The sequence below is a fragment of the Lachnospira eligens genome (assembly GCF_009680455.1).
GTDB lineage: Bacteria > Bacillota > Clostridia > Lachnospirales > Lachnospiraceae > Lachnospira > Lachnospira eligens_A.
In genome coordinates this window covers 163,641-179,062 of the sequence record NZ_WKRD01000007.1, presented here as the reverse complement: position 1 = coordinate 179,062, position 15,422 = coordinate 163,641, and the positions used below count along the sequence as shown (strand labels likewise).

Annotated in this window: 15 protein-coding genes and 1 other RNA gene; 3 read left to right on the top strand and 13 right to left on the bottom strand. The window is 37.9% G+C overall.

The features are described from left to right. Window positions 1–44: 44 nt before the first annotated feature. Genes GKE48_RS10485 through GKE48_RS10460 form a run of 6 tightly spaced genes read right to left on the bottom strand, consistent with a single transcriptional unit; the run spans window position 45 to window position 5,761 of the window. The gene (locus GKE48_RS10485) at window positions 45–1,202 is read right to left on the bottom strand and encodes a cysteine desulfurase family protein (RefSeq protein ID WP_012739396.1); all 1,158 of its coding nucleotides are present in this window, start codon (window positions 1,200–1,202) and stop codon (window positions 45–47) included. A 16-nt stretch (window positions 1,203–1,218) separates the two neighbouring features. After that, on the bottom strand, window positions 1,219–1,956 hold the full coding sequence (locus GKE48_RS10480; protein WP_012739397.1) for a 16S rRNA (uracil(1498)-N(3))-methyltransferase: 738 nt from the start codon (window positions 1,954–1,956) through the stop codon (window positions 1,219–1,221). Window positions 1,957–1,959: 3 nt separating this feature from the next. Continuing rightward, window positions 1,960–2,916, bottom strand: coding sequence for a 50S ribosomal protein L11 methyltransferase (gene prmA, locus GKE48_RS10475; RefSeq protein ID WP_154301041.1), 957 nt, complete (start codon window positions 2,914–2,916; stop codon window positions 1,960–1,962). 29 nt (window positions 2,917–2,945) lie between these two features. Continuing rightward, window positions 2,946–4,349, bottom strand: coding sequence for an aminopeptidase (locus tag GKE48_RS10470; protein WP_154301040.1), 1,404 nt, complete (start codon window positions 4,347–4,349; stop codon window positions 2,946–2,948). 16 nt (window positions 4,350–4,365) lie between these two features. Then, window positions 4,366–4,983: an SMC-Scp complex subunit ScpB gene (gene scpB, locus GKE48_RS10465; RefSeq protein WP_012739400.1), complete on the bottom strand. Its 618-nt coding sequence runs from the start codon at window positions 4,981–4,983 to the stop codon at window positions 4,366–4,368. Window position 4,984: 1 nt separating this feature from the next. Beyond that, window positions 4,985–5,761: a segregation and condensation protein A gene (locus GKE48_RS10460; protein WP_022097431.1), complete on the bottom strand. Its 777-nt coding sequence runs from the start codon at window positions 5,759–5,761 to the stop codon at window positions 4,985–4,987. Between the two features lie 141 nt (window positions 5,762–5,902). Here GKE48_RS10460 and GKE48_RS10455 point away from each other — a divergent pair, with 141 nt between their 5' ends. Then, window positions 5,903–6,757, top strand: a complete 855-nt coding sequence (locus GKE48_RS10455) for a YihY/virulence factor BrkB family protein (protein WP_154301039.1) — start codon at window positions 5,903–5,905, stop codon at window positions 6,755–6,757. On the opposite strand, the gene GKE48_RS10450 is transcribed toward GKE48_RS10455, so the two are convergent. From GKE48_RS10450 to GKE48_RS10435, 4 genes are all read right to left on the bottom strand, one after another. Then, window positions 6,726–8,456: a SpoIID/LytB domain-containing protein gene (locus GKE48_RS10450; RefSeq protein ID WP_022097433.1), complete on the bottom strand. Its 1,731-nt coding sequence runs from the start codon at window positions 8,454–8,456 to the stop codon at window positions 6,726–6,728. The genes GKE48_RS10455 and GKE48_RS10450 overlap by 32 nt on opposite strands. Before the next feature lie 140 nt (window positions 8,457–8,596). After that, a non-coding RNA gene (gene ssrS / locus GKE48_RS10445) (6S RNA) lies at window positions 8,597–8,776 on the bottom strand. Between the two features lie 156 nt (window positions 8,777–8,932). Then, complete coding sequence (gene pckA / locus GKE48_RS10440; protein WP_022097434.1) at window positions 8,933–10,537, bottom strand: phosphoenolpyruvate carboxykinase (ATP); 1,605 nt, start codon at window positions 10,535–10,537, stop codon at window positions 8,933–8,935. 140 nt (window positions 10,538–10,677) lie between these two features. After that, the gene (locus GKE48_RS10435) at window positions 10,678–11,616 is read right to left on the bottom strand and encodes a sigma-70 domain-containing protein (RefSeq protein WP_022097435.1); all 939 of its coding nucleotides are present in this window, start codon (window positions 11,614–11,616) and stop codon (window positions 10,678–10,680) included. A 151-nt stretch (window positions 11,617–11,767) separates the two neighbouring features. Here GKE48_RS10435 and GKE48_RS10430 point away from each other — a divergent pair, with 151 nt between their 5' ends. Then, the gene (locus tag GKE48_RS10430; protein ID WP_022097436.1) at window positions 11,768–12,406 is read left to right on the top strand and encodes an RpiB/LacA/LacB family sugar-phosphate isomerase; all 639 of its coding nucleotides are present in this window, start codon (window positions 11,768–11,770) and stop codon (window positions 12,404–12,406) included. 65 nt (window positions 12,407–12,471) lie between these two features. On the opposite strand, the gene GKE48_RS10425 is transcribed toward GKE48_RS10430, so the two are convergent. Together GKE48_RS10425 and GKE48_RS10420 are read right to left on the bottom strand one after the other, a co-directional pair. Beyond that, entirely contained in the window at window positions 12,472–13,029 is a 558-nt protein-coding gene (locus GKE48_RS10425; protein WP_022097437.1) for a biotin transporter BioY, read from the bottom strand. 120 nt (window positions 13,030–13,149) lie between these two features. Then, window positions 13,150–13,569 (bottom strand): GNAT family N-acetyltransferase, encoded by a 420-nt coding sequence (locus GKE48_RS10420; RefSeq protein ID WP_022097438.1) that lies wholly within the window; start codon window positions 13,567–13,569, stop codon window positions 13,150–13,152. A 103-nt stretch (window positions 13,570–13,672) separates the two neighbouring features. Here GKE48_RS10420 and GKE48_RS10415 point away from each other — a divergent pair, with 103 nt between their 5' ends. Further along, complete coding sequence (locus GKE48_RS10415) at window positions 13,673–14,614, top strand: pectinesterase family protein (RefSeq protein WP_154301038.1); 942 nt, start codon at window positions 13,673–13,675, stop codon at window positions 14,612–14,614. Here the strand turns inward: GKE48_RS10415 and GKE48_RS10410 are convergent. Then, window positions 14,611–15,342: a hypothetical protein gene (locus GKE48_RS10410; protein WP_022097440.1), complete on the bottom strand. Its 732-nt coding sequence runs from the start codon at window positions 15,340–15,342 to the stop codon at window positions 14,611–14,613. The two genes, GKE48_RS10415 and GKE48_RS10410, sit on opposite strands and share 4 nt — an antisense overlap. Window positions 15,343–15,422: the final 80 nt, after the last annotated feature.

Sequence of the window (15,422 nt, the reverse complement as noted above, 5' to 3'; positions counted from 1 at the left end):
GTGCAAAGCACAAATCTTGTGTGTGAAAATCTATTTTCACACAATTATCGTCTTGTGTACTTCCTAAGCATTGGAAGCAGCTGTTTAAGTGTTTCTATTGTGTATTCAAGTTCTTCCTTTGTTGTCTCATAGCAGAAGCTGAACCGAAGTGTAGAATCAAGCAGCTCCTTATCAAGTCCGATTGCAACAAGTGTATTGCTCAGTCCCGGCTTGTTAGATGAGCATGCTGAACCTGATGATACATAGATTCCTTTATCTTCAAGTGAATGAAGAAGCACTTCTGCCCTTACTCCCTTAAAGCTTGCACTTACAATCTGTGGTGCTGAATCCGTACCCTTCTTGCTGTTTACCTGCACATCAGGAAGCTTTTCAAGCTCATCTATGAAGTAATCCTTTAACTCATACAAATGTGCTATCTTGCTTTCAAAGTCATTATTATATATAAGCTTTACGGCAGTTGCAAGTCCTGCTATAGCCGGAACATTTTCAGTTCCTGAACGCATGCCCTTCTGCTGTCCTCCACCATATATAATAGGCTTGATTCTTGTCTTATCATTAATGAATAAGAATCCGCTCCCCTTAGGTCCGTGAATCTTATGTCCACTGACTGATAACAGATCAATTCCAAGCTTCTTAGGATATATCTTATATTTACCATAAGCCTGAATCGCATCAACATGATATACAATATCAGGATTATAATCTTTAATTATATGTCCGATTTCTTCAATCGGTTCAACTGCACCAATTTCATTATTAACATACATTACTGAAACAAGTATTGTCTCATCATCAAGTGCATCCTTTAGAGCCTCTATATCAACTATTCCATCTTTATCAACTGGAAGATATGTTATTCTGAAGCCTTCTTTTTCAAGGAAATTGAATGGCTCTTTAACTGATGAATGTTCCACAGATGATACTATGCAGTGCATTCCTTTTCTTTTATTAGCCATTGCTGTTCCGATTATTGCCATGTTATTAGATTCTGTTCCACCAGAAGTAAAGAGTATCTCCTTATCCTGACACTTAAGAGTCTTTGCTATTACCTCTTTAGCTTCACGGATATATTTCTCTGCATCAACGCCCTTCATATGCTTTGATGATGGATTACCATAATCTTCTGACATAACCTTTACTGCTGTTTCTACTACCTCTGCTGCACATTTCGTTGTAGCAGAATTATCAAGATATGCTTCCATATTGCCTCTTTTCCGCTTATTCTTCCATATTATACATAAGCACTGACAACAGCATCATTCCCGCTGTCTCAGTTCTTAATATTCTCTTACCTAGTGTGATTATCTCACATCCTGCATTTACAGCTTCGTCAAGCTCTGACCTGTCGAATCCACCCTCAGGGCCTATGAATATACCAACAGATTCTCCATGTCCGATTTCTTCAATCACTTTTCTGGTCTTTTCCATGCCTTCTGCACACTCATATGGCAGTAAAAGCTTATCTAGCTTTCCTGCATACTCAAGTGCCTGCTTAAATGTCATAACTTCTGTCACTTCAGGCTGGATACTTCTCTTGCTTTGCTTGGCTGCACTTAATGCAATGCCATTCCAGCGTTCGACCTTAGCTTTAGCTTTCTTCGCATCTAGTTTTACAACGCTTCTTTTCATTGCTACAGGAACAACACTGTATGCTCCGAGTTCTACAGCCTTCTGTATTATAAGTTCCATTTTGTCAGCCTTAGGCAGTCCCTGAAACAGAATTATTCTTGAAGGCAGTTCTTTTCCCTGCTCGTCCTTGCTTAGTATATCTGCCCTTATATATTCATCTGACATAGAAGCAATGCTGCATTCATAATCAACATTATCTCCGCTGCTTATAAGAAGCTTGTCGCCTTCTTTGAATCTTAATACATTCTTAATGTGATTAACATCACTTCCAACTATATCTATATATGAATCATGGATATTCTCATGCTCTGCAAAAAAATGATACATACACTACTTCCTTCTTGCTGTGATATTAACCCACTCGCCATCATGGTTAATCTCAACTATCTCTAACTCAGGATTCTTCTTAAATGCCTCTGCTACCTCTTTTTCCTTAGTATCTATAATACCAGAAGTAATAAAGTAAGCGCCGTGCTTCATATGCTCATGTATGCATGTTGAAAGTGGCTCTAATACGTCTGCAAGGATATTGGCACACACAATGTCGTAGCACTCATAGCCACAGGCATCTTTAACAGCCTTGTCATCAATGATATTACCCTCAATAACCTCAAGCTGCTTCTTATCTATATTGTTCTGCTCTGCATTTTCCTCTGATGCAATAATTGCATTAGGATCAAGGTCTGTACCAAATGCATGCTTTGCACCATATTTTAATGCAACTACTGAAAGTATACCGCTTCCACAGCCGACATCTAACACCTCATCACCATCTTTAACATACTTCTGAAGCTGCTTTATAACCATTCTTGTAGTCTCATGTGAACCTGTTCCGAAAGCTGTTCCCGGGTCAATGCTAAGTACAGCATGCCCCTTCATCTCCTCTGTCTCCGGCTCCCATGTAGGCTTAATGAATAAGTCTCCTATTGTAAATGTATGCCAGTACTGCTTCCAGTTATTAATCCAGTCCTTATCCTCTGTCTCTGATTCTGTGATTGTACCCTCACCAATATCAATAAACATTCTTAAATCTTCAAGTTCTGCCTTAACCTTTTCAAGCATTGAGCCATCATCTTCTTCACTGTCAATGTAGAAATTAACCTTAGCTCTGCCATCATCAGGTGGAAGGTCAGGAATGAAATCTACAAACATTGACTTAGCCTCTTCCTTAGTAAGCTGTACATTATCCTCAATTTCGATACCTTCAATTCCTATATCATTAAGCGCGCTGCTTATCATATCAACTGCATCTGTAGTTGTCTGGATTGAATATTTATTCCACTTCATATTATTGTCCTTTCGTTAACACAAACATTTTACATCTGTAAAAATGCTTCATATCCCTTTAATGTCTCATATAGGTCAGCCTTGCTTATTACCTCGTATGGTGCATGCATATTCTGTACAGCAATTCCACTGTCGATTACATTCATATCAAGATTAGCCAAGATATATGCAATTGTTCCGCCACCGCCTGCATCTACCTTTCCAAGCTCTGCCATCTGGAAATACACATCTGCATCATCCATAACTTTTCTTAACTTTCCAATGAACTCAGCAGAAGCATCATTAGAACCGCTCTTACCTCTTGAACCTGTATACTTGTTAAATACCATACCTTTTCCAAAGAATGCTGAATTCTTCTTTTCAAACACTGATGCATAATTAGGGTCATATGCTGCACTTACATCTGATGATAACATATAAGAATTAGCAAGTGCTCTTCTTAATTTAAGCTCTGAATAATCACCGCATCTGTCCATAACCTCTGCGACCATATTTTCAAAGAATCTTGAATGCATACCTGTTGCGCCGACGCTTCCTATCTCCTCTTTATCTACAAGAATACATACGCCAGTTCTTGTAACCTGTGGTGTATTAAGAAGTGCAATAAGCGACGGATAAGCACACACTCTGTCATCATGACCATATCCCATAATCATGCTTCTGTCCAGGCCATAATCTCTTGCAGGTCCTGCCGGAACAGCCTCAAGCTCTGCTGATAAGAAATCTTCCTCTTCAATCCCATATTTTTCTTTAAGAATTGCAAGAATATTCTTCTTAACTGCTTCCTTTTCTTCCTTATCCTCATCTGTATTATCACTGTCTGATGCTGCCGGCATGCTTCCTATAAGGATATCAAGGTCCTCGCCCTCAACCACCGAGCTTCCTTTCTTTTCCATCTGTTTAGCAGCCAGGTGTATAAGAAGGTCTGATACTCCGACAACCGCATCGTCAGCGTCTTCTCCGATTACAACTTCAACACATTCGCCATTCTTTAATGCAACAACACCATGAAGTGCAAGAGGAATTGCTACCCACTGGTATTTCTTGATTCCTCCATAATAATGTGTATCAAGAAGAACCAGGTCTGAATCTTCATACATAGGATTCTGCTTGATATCAAGTCTTGGTGAATCAATATGTGCCCCAAGTATATTCATACCGGTGCTTATCGGTTCACTTCCAATATTAAAAAGTACTATTGCCTTCTTCATATTAACGGCATATACCTTATCGCCTGCTTTAAGTGTCTCATTGGCTGCTATTATCTCCTGTAAATCTCTGTATCCGGCTTTCTTTGCCAGTTCTACAGCCTTTTTTACACATTCTCTTTCTGTCTTACACTCAGATATAAAAGTCTTATATTCATCTGCAAATGTGAATACATTGTTCTTATCTTCATCTGAATATTTCTTCCATGCATTCTTTCTTTCCATAATGTCAACTTCCTTTCTATATTCCTAATGTTATCTGACCATCAGAATCTTCCTGATTATCTGCGTCAAAGCTTTCGCTTGCAAGCTCTAACTCTGCCTCTTCCTTATATTGTTCAACCATATCTTCACTGATTGTTGGAAGCTCGTCTATCGACTGTACTCCAAATGACCTTAAGAAATCCTCTGTTGTTCCAAAAAGCATTGGTCTTCCCGGTGCATCAAGTCTTCCAACTTCCTTCACAAGACCAAGTTCAACAAGCTTGCTTACTGCTCTGTCTGAATTAACACCTCTGATATTCTCTATCTCAATCTTAGTTACAGGCTGCTTATATGCTATTATCGACAATGTCTCTAATGCCGCGTCTGTCAGTGTATATCTTCTTGGCTGGCTGCACACTCTTATTAGTGCATCATAATATTCCTGCTTGGTACACAGCTGGAAGCTGTTCTCAAGCTCAATGATTCTTATTCCCCTGTTCTCTGATTCATATTTATCCATAAGATTGTGTACTATCTTAACAGTTGTATCCACATCCTGTTCTATGGCATCTGCAAGCTTACCTGCTTCCACAGAATCACCCATAGTAAAAAGCACAGCCTCAATTATGCCTTCCATCTGTTCTAAACTCATCATTCTACTCCTCTGTTATATCTTCAATAAGCTCAGGATCCCTGACCACCCTTATGAATATATCATCCTCCGGGCATTCCTGCTTAACCTCAACAAATCCAGTCTTAATAAGCTCTAACACAACTAAAAATGTTACTATAACAGCAACCTTTGACGGATTATTCCACAAAAGCTCCCTGAAACTAAAATCTTCATGCTCCATCATAAATGCTTTAATATCCACAAGCTTTTCACTCATGGTAACTTCTTCTTTCTCAATCTTTCCAAACTTGCTTCGTACAGGATCTATCTTATCTTCCTTACGTTTACAAACATCAGCAAATATTCTGTTAAGACGCATAAGTGTTGTATCACCAATAACCTCTGTAAGATCAACCGGCGGTGTATATGCTGCAACCGCCTCCGGAATACTCTGCTTCTTATAATAGGTTCTCTCTGCATCTGTATGCTTGTCCTTTAATTCCTGTGCCATAGCCTTATACAGCTTGTACTCTAACAGCTTTTCAACAAGCTCTGCTCTTGGATCTTCCTCATTGCCTTCCTCATCCACTTCCTTAGGAAGTAACATTCTTGACTTAATATCAAGAAGAGTTGCCGCCATTACAAGGAACTCACTTACCACATTAAGATCTTCCTTCTTTAGCTGCTCAACATATTCCATATACTGTTCTGTAATCATTGCAATCGGAATATCATATATATTAACTTTATTCTTATCTATCAAATGTAAAAGAAGATCTAAAGGTCCTTCAAACACCTGAAGCTTAACACTTATTCCCATATCTGCCTCGCTATATTTACTGTGCATAATTACACGTATCACATTTTACATAAAATAACTGCTGTTTGCAAGTAATTGCTAAATTCTATAAAATAACATATAATATCTTGAAAACATTCAATTAAGGATTAAGGTATAAGAATGCTCAATTTAATATTATTAATCAAAAGAATTGTCACTAAAATATCTGAAGACCGCATCGGCGACTACGCATCCTCAGCATGTTACTATCTCATGCTGAGTTTTTTCCCGTTTTTTATTGGTCTTTTAAGTCTTATAAAGTTTTTGCCAGTTTCCAAGGCAGACCTTTTAAAAATCGTATATGGCGTTCTTCCAACTCAGCTGCAACCTATTGTCAAGGCAATGTTCACTGATATATATGACAATTCAACAACTGCATTAACCCTCATTACTGCAATTGCTATCATATGGTCTGCCGGTAAAGGTTTCATGGCTATTGTCCGTGGATTAAAACAGATATACAGAAAAGATAACCAGAAGAACTGGCTTTTCCAGAGAATAAGAGCAAGTATCTATGCCCTTATATTTATGATTCTTATTATTGCCAGCCTTATACTTATGGTATTTGGTAACAATATTATGAACTTCACTATGAAATATATACCACAGCTTACTAATGTAGTCGTGATATTCAGAGGAATATTTAACAGTAAACATTTTCTCTTTCCAAGTATATTCACACTCTTCTTTACTATAGCATTCTCACTTGTATCAAGAAGAGGAAAAAAGTTCTATAAAGAGATTCCTGGAGCTTTCTTTTCTGCTTTGGGATGGTATCTTTTTACAGCACTGTATTCTCTTTATGTTGGCCACTCACCGAACTTTTCATACATGTACGGTAGTCTTGCTACTATTATCATAGCACTTATATGGATGTATGCCTGTATGATTATAATATTCATAGGTGCAGAGATTAACTACTTCATCAATGATGAAAAAATATTCAAACATTATCTTGGGAAGAAATCAAAGTAAGCGTAGTACCTCTGTAGAAGAATTCCAGAATCTGCGCGTAAGTCATGGATTCTGCCATTTTATTGGCAGCATTCTGACTCATGCCGATTCCATGTCCGTAGCCACCTCCTGTTATCTTAAATCCTGTAAGCTTCTTTCCCTCCGTCACCTTCTCAAACACACAGAATGTACTTGGCAGATTAGCATATCTTGTCGTTCCTGACTTAGTGTTCATATCCACATTTGCATTGCCAAATGCTGCCCTAATCGCTGATTCACTGTCTATCACTGTCTCGCCTTTATCACCTGTAACCTTAACTTTTACTGCCGCTCCTCCATTAACACGCTCAAGTACTTCAATATCTTTTATGTTTCCTACATTCTTCCCTGTAGAACGTGCAAATCCTTCACTTATCTCTTTAACAGATTCCTCCATGCTCCATCTGTACAAGGTGCAGTCGTAATCATAATCAGCCTCATTTTCACCTTTTATAAATGTATTAAACTCCGATTCTACTGTCAGTGTAAGTCCTCTGTCCACTCCACCCACACACTCCGCAACAAAATACGGATAGTTTTCTGTTGTATTGCCCCAAAGTGTAACGTCTGTTGTGCTTCCACATGAGGTTGAATAGTAATATGTCTTAACAACTTCTCCGTTATATGATAGCACCTGTCCCGCTGTCTCATCTACTGCAGTATCTGTTGATTCTGCCCGCTGTGAGTTATTATATACCTGAAACTGTATTGAGTCATCAATATGTGCTCCATAAGCACTATAGTAGTTATTAGAAAGTTCCGTATAAGCATAGCTTCTTGCACATACAGCCTGACATTTCAGTGCTTCAAGATTAAACCCTGACGGCATCTCGCTAGGAACAACTTTTTTAAGATAATCTTCTATCCCCACTTCATTTACAACAACAATTCCCTCATCATACAGTGAAACTTCAATAGTTCCGCCATATGATGGTGTTCCTATGCCTCTGTTTACTGACTGGAACTGTATCTCACCTGATTTAGGAATTAGTTTTATTCTGCCCTCATTAAAGTCTTCTGTATCCGGATTAAACACAACCGTCTCCCCGGGTGCCGTCTCATAAGATTCTTCACCAGTCTCAACTATCATTCCTGAATCAGCACAAAAAACTGCTTCATTAAAAAATATATCTCTGAATCCGCTTGTCTTGATAATTACTCTTATATTGTCAGCCTGCAAAGGTTTATTCTTAATAGCACCACAGACTTCTCCATCCGCCACAATAAAATCCTGTAATGCATAACCGACAATTATACTGCTGTAATTACTTATCAATGAGTTTTCTTTTTCATACATAATAAAGTCCTCATCCAGCTTAACAGAACCATAACCTTCAATTTCAACGCTGTCTTGTGAAACTGACAGCACCTTTCCACTTACAACATCCGTCTTGGTATTAACTCCAACAATCTTTCCATCCTCAACGGTAATATCACATAAACACCCGGTTACATCTTCTGCTATCTTTCCACTATTGAATTTCTTTATATTACCATACATATTGGCAGTTATCGTGTTGTCTTCTATATTAGTTACATATACATTTTTATAAATATTTATTTCTGACGATGTGTCCTGATATCTTGATTTAATCATATGTGACATATATATACATGCTGATGACATAAAAATCACCAGTGCAGAATAGGCTAAGAATATTATTTTTGTTCTCTGTTTCATATACTATTCTCCATACTAAATTAAGTGTCCTTGTTCAGACAAGCTCTTGATAGTATATGCAGAAAATATGTGTTTTAGAACTGAAGTGTATTGCAAGGAAAGCAAACAGGCTGTCACATATGTGACAGCCTGTTAATAAATAATATCCCAAAACGCCGCTCCCCACGCTTTCGACTCCTAGCGAAGCTAGGTGGGCAACCGCATCCAGACCGCTGCCTTCCACTGACTAAGGAGGCTTGACATTGGAATGGAGATATAGGAATCCCGTCGATGAAATGTAGGATCAAAATAATGTGGTTTTGCGAACGTCCCAGGAAATATTCAATTGATACGTAATCTGTACCGATGTATTGATTATACATCTTCTTTACTGATTACACAATATTATATGTCAAAAAAATTCAAATATACCTGCGAATGAATTCAATTCAGACGCAGGTATATAATCATAATTCAAACTCTGTAATGATTGAAAATTAAAGCTGTGGACCAGCAGCAACTAAAGCCTTACCAGCTTCGTTACCTGTGTACTTAACAAAGTTCTTATTGAATCTTGCAGCAAGATCCTTAGCCTTAGTCTCCCACTCAGAAGCATCAGCATATGTATCTCTTGGATCAAGGATTGCTGGATCTACTCCTGGAAGCTCTGTAGGAACTTCAAAGTTGAACATAGGAATCTTCTTTGTTGGAGCTGTATTAATAGCACCTGAAAGGATAGCATCAATGATACCACGAGTATCCTTAATAGAGATTCTCTTACCTGTTCCATTCCATCCTGTGTTAACTAAGTAAGCCTTAGCTCCACTCTTTTCCATCTTCTTAACAAGCTCTGCTGCATACTTTGTAGGATGAAGCTCAAGGAATGCCTGTCCGAAGCAAGCTGAGAATGTAGGTGTAGGCTCTGTGATTCCTCTCTCTGTACCAGCAAGCTTAGCAGTAAATCCTGAAAGGAAGTAGTACTGTGTCTGCTCTGGTGTAAGAATAGATACTGGAGGAAGTACTCCGAAAGCATCTGCTGAAAGGAAGATTACATTCTTAGCTGCTGGAGCTGAAGAAATTGGTCTTACTATATTCTCAATATGATTGATTGGGTAAGATACACGAGTATTCTCTGTTACGCTCTTATCTGCGAAATCAATCTTTCCATTCTCATCAAGTGTAACGTTCTCAAGAAGAGCGTTTCTCTTAATTGCATTGTAGATATCTGGCTCTGATTCCTTATCAAGGTTGATAACCTTAGCGTAGCATCCACCTTCGAAGTTGAATACGCCATTGTCATCCCAACCATGCTCATCATCACCGATAAGGAGTCTCTTAGGATCTGTTGAAAGTGTTGTCTTACCTGTTCCTGAAAGACCAAAGAAGATTGCTGTATTCTCTCCGTTCTTATCTGTGTTAGCTGAGCAGTGCATTGAAGCAATACCCTTTAATGGAAGGTAGTAGTTCATCATAGAGAACATACCCTTCTTCATCTCTCCACCATACCATGTATTAATGATTACCTGCTCATGGCTTGTAATGTTGAATGCAACACATGTCTCTGAGTTAAGGCCTAATTCAGCATAGTTCTCAACCTTAGCCTTAGAAGCATTATATACAACGAAATCTGGCTCGAAGTTCTCAAGTTCTTCTGCTGTTGGCTTAATGAACATATTAGTTACAAAATGTGCCTGCCAAGCAACTTCAACGATGAAACGAACTGCCATTCTTGTGTCCTTGTTAGCTCCACAAAATGCATCAACTACGAAAAGTTTCTTATTAGAAAGCTCTGCCTTAGCGATGTCCTTAACCTTAGCCCATACATCTTCTGACATTGGGTGGTTATCGTTCTTATACTCATCTGATGTCCACCATACAGTGTCCTTAGAGTTCTCATCAACAACAATGTACTTGTCTTTAGGAGAACGACCTGTATAGATACCTGTCATAACATCAACAGCTCCAAGTTCGCTTTCCTTACCAACTTCATAACCTTCGTTAGTAGACTTAGTCTCTTCCTCGAATAATAATTCATAAGAAGGATTGTAGACGATCTCTGTAGCACCTGTGATGCCATACTTGCTTAAATCGATTTTTGCCATCTTACATAAACCTCTTTTCTTATAATTTCTTGTAAATTATTACAAAATTCTTTTTAATTCTATACCATGCCCTAATTAAAATCAATAAAAAATTGTTAAATTTTTCTCGAAATCGTGTATATATTAATTTTATTAATCAGTTATTCTTTAGGAACCGTCTTTTCGTACTTGATATCTTCAATTGTTTCACTTGAAAGCCTGATAGCCTCAAGTACCACATTTTCTGCAACTCCCATGTTCTTTGCTACTTCTTCCACCGTAGGTTTTCTTCCTAATTCTTCTTTAAGTCTTATTCCCCAGTCATTTACAAGATTGACTTTATTGAGAATTTTTCCCGAAACCATATTAACATCCGTCTGTTCATCTATAAGCATATTAAGACTGCCTTCAATAAGCTCCTTAACTGCTTCGTCAATTCCTTTAAGCACATTAAGAAGGTCTTCCTGTCCACCTTCTTTAATCTTATCCTTCCACTCATAATTATTAAGCCATTCCTGCTGTCCTATATATGCTGTCATAGCCAGATTGGCCTCCTGTACAAGGTCACATGCAAGAACTCCCTTTCCTCTGAATGGTTCTATCCATGACGCAATCTTTTCAAGATAACTTTCTGTAAGCAGTTTTAGTGATTCTTTATCATTATCCTCAACTATGTTCATAAGAAGATATGATCTTGTAACATCTGTCATAGGCTGTATTCCTGATATATCCTGAAGATATATTTTCAGATACTTCTCATCCTCTTCATAATCAAGATGACTTACAATATCATCCGCAACCTTCTTATCTTCCTGTTCTTCCTTAGAAATATGTTGTCCTGACTCATCAATATTATCATCTGAGGCACTTTCCATCAGCTTCAGGAATTCATTATCTACGCTGTCTTCACCCTGTATCTTAATTCCATTAGCCATCAGATATCCTGAAATCATCTGGAATTTGGCATCATCTAATGCCATATCTTTAAAAAAGCTGTGTACATCCTCTCTTGTAACAATATTGCCATTAACCTTGGCATATTCTTTAATGCTTCCGACAGCCTCCATAAATGCTGCCTGGGAATCTTTATTTTCAGCCATATTATCTAACCTCTTTCAACTTAATTCGTTCTGTATAATATAACACATAAGTACGCATTTGGTAAATGTATTATTTCAGTATACACATTTGACAAAAGCAGACCCACAGCTTATAGTTTATATAGAATATAAGAAAAGAGGAGATTTCATAATGAGAATCGCATTAATTAATGAAAACAGCCAGGCTGCAAAGAACGAGATGATTTATGCATCACTTAAGAAAGTTGCAGAAAGCAAGGGACATACAGTTGATAATTATGGTATGTACTCAGCTGATGATAAAGCACAGCTTACATACGTACAGAACGGTATCCTTGCTGCTATTCTTTTAAACAGCGGTGCTGCTGACTTTGTGGTAACAGGTTGCGGTACTGGTGAAGGTGCTATGTTAGCACTTAACTCTTTCCCTGGAGTTCTCTGTGGACATGTTGTTGATCCTTCAGACGCTTATATGTTCATGCAGATTAACGACGGTAACGCTATTGCTCTTCCATTTGCAAAGGGCTTCGGATGGGGTGCAGAGCTTAACCTCACATACATCTTTGAAAAGCTTTTCGAGGGTGAACCAGGTGGCGGATATCCTAAAGAAAGAGTTGTTCCTGAACAGAGAAACAAGAAGATTCTTGATGGCGTAAGAGCTGTTACTCTTAAGCAGGATCTCGTAGAAGTTCTTAAGGAGCTTGATCAGGATCTCGTTAAGGGTGCTGTTGCAGGTGAGAAGTTTGAAGAGCTTTTCTTTGCTAACTGCAAGGATGAGAAGATTGCTGAGTATGTTAAGACTCTCAGATAATTAATTCTGCATTGTACTTAAAAAGGTGTCTCCGTTAATCCGGAGACACCTTTTTCTTTTACTTATTATGCTGCTTTCTGTATAAGACCAGCTTTGGTTATTGCATATCTTACTGTCTTTCCAAGAAGTGTTGCAATAACTATCTTGACAATATCAAATCCGATAAATGGATATACACATACTGTAAGTGCATATGTGACTGAACATTTCATAAGGTATACAAACCATACCGTACCAAATGCATATGCAACAGCAGTTCCAACTACCCAGCCTAACATTGTAAGAAAAATATTTCTGTGTGAAAGCTCAATCACAGCTCCTCCAATAAGTGCCATGAATATGAAACCTATAAGATATCCTCCTGTTGGTCCAAGAAGCTTTCCTAATCCACCAGCAAATCCTGAAAATACAGGAAGTCCTACAGCACCAAGCAGCAGATATATTCCATAGCTTCCTGTTCCTGCCCATATGCCCAGTACAAATACTGTGAAATAAATCACAAGATTAGTAAGAGATATTGGAATCTGACCAATTGGAACTGAAAGTGGTCCAAGAATACATGTAACTGCTGCCATCATAGCCATAAATGTCAGCTGATAAATAGTAACCTTTTTGCTTTTCATAATTAAAGTCCTCTTTTCAAATGTAGTAATACAACATTTGTTATTGTACACACTTGAAAAGTAATTGTCAACCCGTTATTAATTTAGGTTGACATTAGGTTAACATTACATTTTACAATGCTATTGTAATATATACTGTATCATTCCCGGTCCCAGTTCTGGTGTCGGTCTTGCGATAAATCCATGCTTTTCATAGAATATCTCTCTGCCCTTGGCACACATCAGACAAAGCATCATTCTTGTGCCTTCCTGAGTAATTCCTTTGACATAAGCTATTATATGTTCTATAAGCATGCTTCCTATGTGCTTACTCTGATATTCCGGTATTATTATTAAATCCTGGATATAGCTTATTACAGCCATATCTCCAACTACTCTGCCCATTCCTATAGGCTTGTCATCATCATATACTGTGAATACTTTCACACTGTTATCCAATGCTCTCTGAGCCTGATTTTCATCTAACTTAATCCAGCCAACCTGTTTTCTTAATGAAAGATATATATCAACATCTCTCATATCTTCTACTATTCTTATCATAATCTCTATTTCCTACAATTTTTTTAACGAATGGAATTATACTCGCTTTATTTATTAATGTCCAGTGTGCTATAATAGCAAAAAATAGGAGGTATGCATTTTTATGATTACGGTAGCTAAAGACAATTCTGGTGATTTTGATTCAATACAGAAAGCAGTTGATTCTGTTTCTGATAATAACAACGAAACTATATTTATCAAAAAAGGAATATATAAAGAACGTATTGAAATCCGGAAAAATAATATTACCTTAATTGGTGAAGATACAGATGAAACTATTATTACTGAGGGCTTCTATGCAAGAATGATTATGCCTGACGGCTCTAAGCGTGGAACTTTCCGTTCCTATACATTTCTTGTATATGCCGATAATTTCTCTGCAAGCAATATAACATTCGAAAACAGCGCCGGATTTGGTGATAATGTCGGTCAGGCAATAGCTGTATACGCTGAAGGTGACAACATCACATTTAAGCACTGTAAAATTCTCGGTCATCAGGACACTTTATTTACCGGTCCGCTGCCTCTTAAAGAAAAACAACCAGGTGGTTTTACAGGTCCAACAATAGACGGTGAAAGAAAGCTCGTTCACCAGTTATATGAAGACTGCTTTATATGTGGTGAAATTGATTTTATTTTCGGAAGTGCCACAGCTTATTTTAAAAACTGCACACTTTTTGCATTAAACCGGAATGAACCCATCAACTCTTATTATACTGCACCTTCAACATATGAAGGTCAGGCTTTCGGTTATGTATTTGATAATTGCACATTTACAGGAAACTGTCCGCCTAAAAGCGTTGCTTTAAGCAGACCTTGGAGAATTCATGCCAAGGTTGTTCTTCTTAACTGTGAATATTCCGACCAGATTATTGATGAGGGCTTCACTGACTGGAATAAGCCTGAATCACATGAAACTGTATATTATGCTGAATATAATGGACATGGCGATGGATATAAGCCTGAAAAAAGAGCAGCCTATGTTCATCAGTTAGATGAAGCACAAGCTGCCTTTTACAACATTGAAAATGTTATGCATTCTTAATTGATTGTTAATGAACCAAGCGATGTTCCTGATGATGTTGCCGACATAACCAAACCGGCTAATGAATTGGCATCGCTTTCTTTTACCTGAAATAATACAACTACTTCTTTACTCTCTCCTGCCGCCAGTGAAACATTCTTAAGTGTTGTAATATCATTCTTAAGCATTGAAGCATAATTGCTTACAGCTGTTGAGCCGGCTGTGAGCTTTAATACAACACCACCTGATGATGTAAGATTAACTGTTGAACCACTTGTATTAGTAAGTGTCATCTCAACAGCAACAACCTTACAGCCCGTCTGTGACGGCACTGAAACCACATAATTCTCTGCCGGATACTGATTTCCCACAGTATAATCCTTATATGTAAGTGTCACACCATTAAATCCAAGTGCAGTTGGCAGCCCTGTTAATAAATCTGCTGATGCGTTCGCTGAATTACCTGACGCCTTAGTAGTCTGTATTGTATTATTATGTCCTGTAGTTGCAGACTGTGTCTGTGACGGTTTCTGTATACCAGACGAACTTGTTGTACCTCCACCATTCTGTGCTGAATTAAGCTTCTGATACTTCCATTCATTTTCATATGAATACTTAAGAAGCGTTCCTGCTATATACTCAGCAACCAGATCATTATCTTCATTGGTTAATGTTACATCATCTTTGCCACAACCTGTGAGTGCAGATATACACAAAAGCACAAGCAGACCTGTTATAACTTTTTTCATATATATTTCCTCAATTTCCCTTTATAATTATTATCACCGTTCATGATGAATATACCAATTATTCTCATACACTGATAACA

What these genes read in the sequence shown, in the direction of transcription:
- GKE48_RS10480 (WP_012739397.1), bottom strand. Translation starts at nt 1,956, where the DNA reads ATGTATCATTTTTTTGCAGAGCATGAGAATATCCATGATTCATATATA.
- pckA (WP_022097434.1), bottom strand. Translation starts at nt 10,537, where the DNA reads ATGGCAAAAATCGATTTAAGCAAGTATGGCATCACAGGTGCTACAGAG.
- GKE48_RS10435 (WP_022097435.1), bottom strand. Translation starts at nt 11,616, where the DNA reads ATGGCTGAAAATAAAGATTCCCAGGCAGCATTTATGGAGGCTGTCGGA.
- GKE48_RS10415 (WP_154301038.1), top strand. Translation starts at nt 13,673, where the DNA reads ATGATTACGGTAGCTAAAGACAATTCTGGTGATTTTGATTCAATACAG.
- GKE48_RS10455 (WP_154301039.1), top strand. Translation starts at nt 5,903, where the DNA reads ATGCTCAATTTAATATTATTAATCAAAAGAATTGTCACTAAAATATCT.
- GKE48_RS10485 (WP_012739396.1), bottom strand. Translation starts at nt 1,202, where the DNA reads ATGGAAGCATATCTTGATAATTCTGCTACAACGAAATGTGCAGCAGAG.
- GKE48_RS10420 (WP_022097438.1), bottom strand. Translation starts at nt 13,569, where the DNA reads ATGATAAGAATAGTAGAAGATATGAGAGATGTTGATATATATCTTTCA.
- GKE48_RS10460 (WP_022097431.1), bottom strand. Translation starts at nt 5,761, where the DNA reads ATGGGAATAAGTGTTAAGCTTCAGGTGTTTGAAGGACCTTTAGATCTT.
- GKE48_RS10425 (WP_022097437.1), bottom strand. Translation starts at nt 13,029, where the DNA reads ATGAAAAGCAAAAAGGTTACTATTTATCAGCTGACATTTATGGCTATG.
- GKE48_RS10410 (WP_022097440.1), bottom strand. Translation starts at nt 15,342, where the DNA reads ATGAAAAAAGTTATAACAGGTCTGCTTGTGCTTTTGTGTATATCTGCA.
- scpB (WP_012739400.1), bottom strand. Translation starts at nt 4,983, where the DNA reads ATGATGAGTTTAGAACAGATGGAAGGCATAATTGAGGCTGTGCTTTTT.
- GKE48_RS10450 (WP_022097433.1), bottom strand. Translation starts at nt 8,456, where the DNA reads ATGAAACAGAGAACAAAAATAATATTCTTAGCCTATTCTGCACTGGTG.
- GKE48_RS10470 (WP_154301040.1), bottom strand. Translation starts at nt 4,349, where the DNA reads ATGGAAAGAAAGAATGCATGGAAGAAATATTCAGATGAAGATAAGAAC.
- prmA (WP_154301041.1), bottom strand. Translation starts at nt 2,916, where the DNA reads ATGAAGTGGAATAAATATTCAATCCAGACAACTACAGATGCAGTTGAT.
- GKE48_RS10430 (WP_022097436.1), top strand. Translation starts at nt 11,768, where the DNA reads ATGAGAATCGCATTAATTAATGAAAACAGCCAGGCTGCAAAGAACGAG.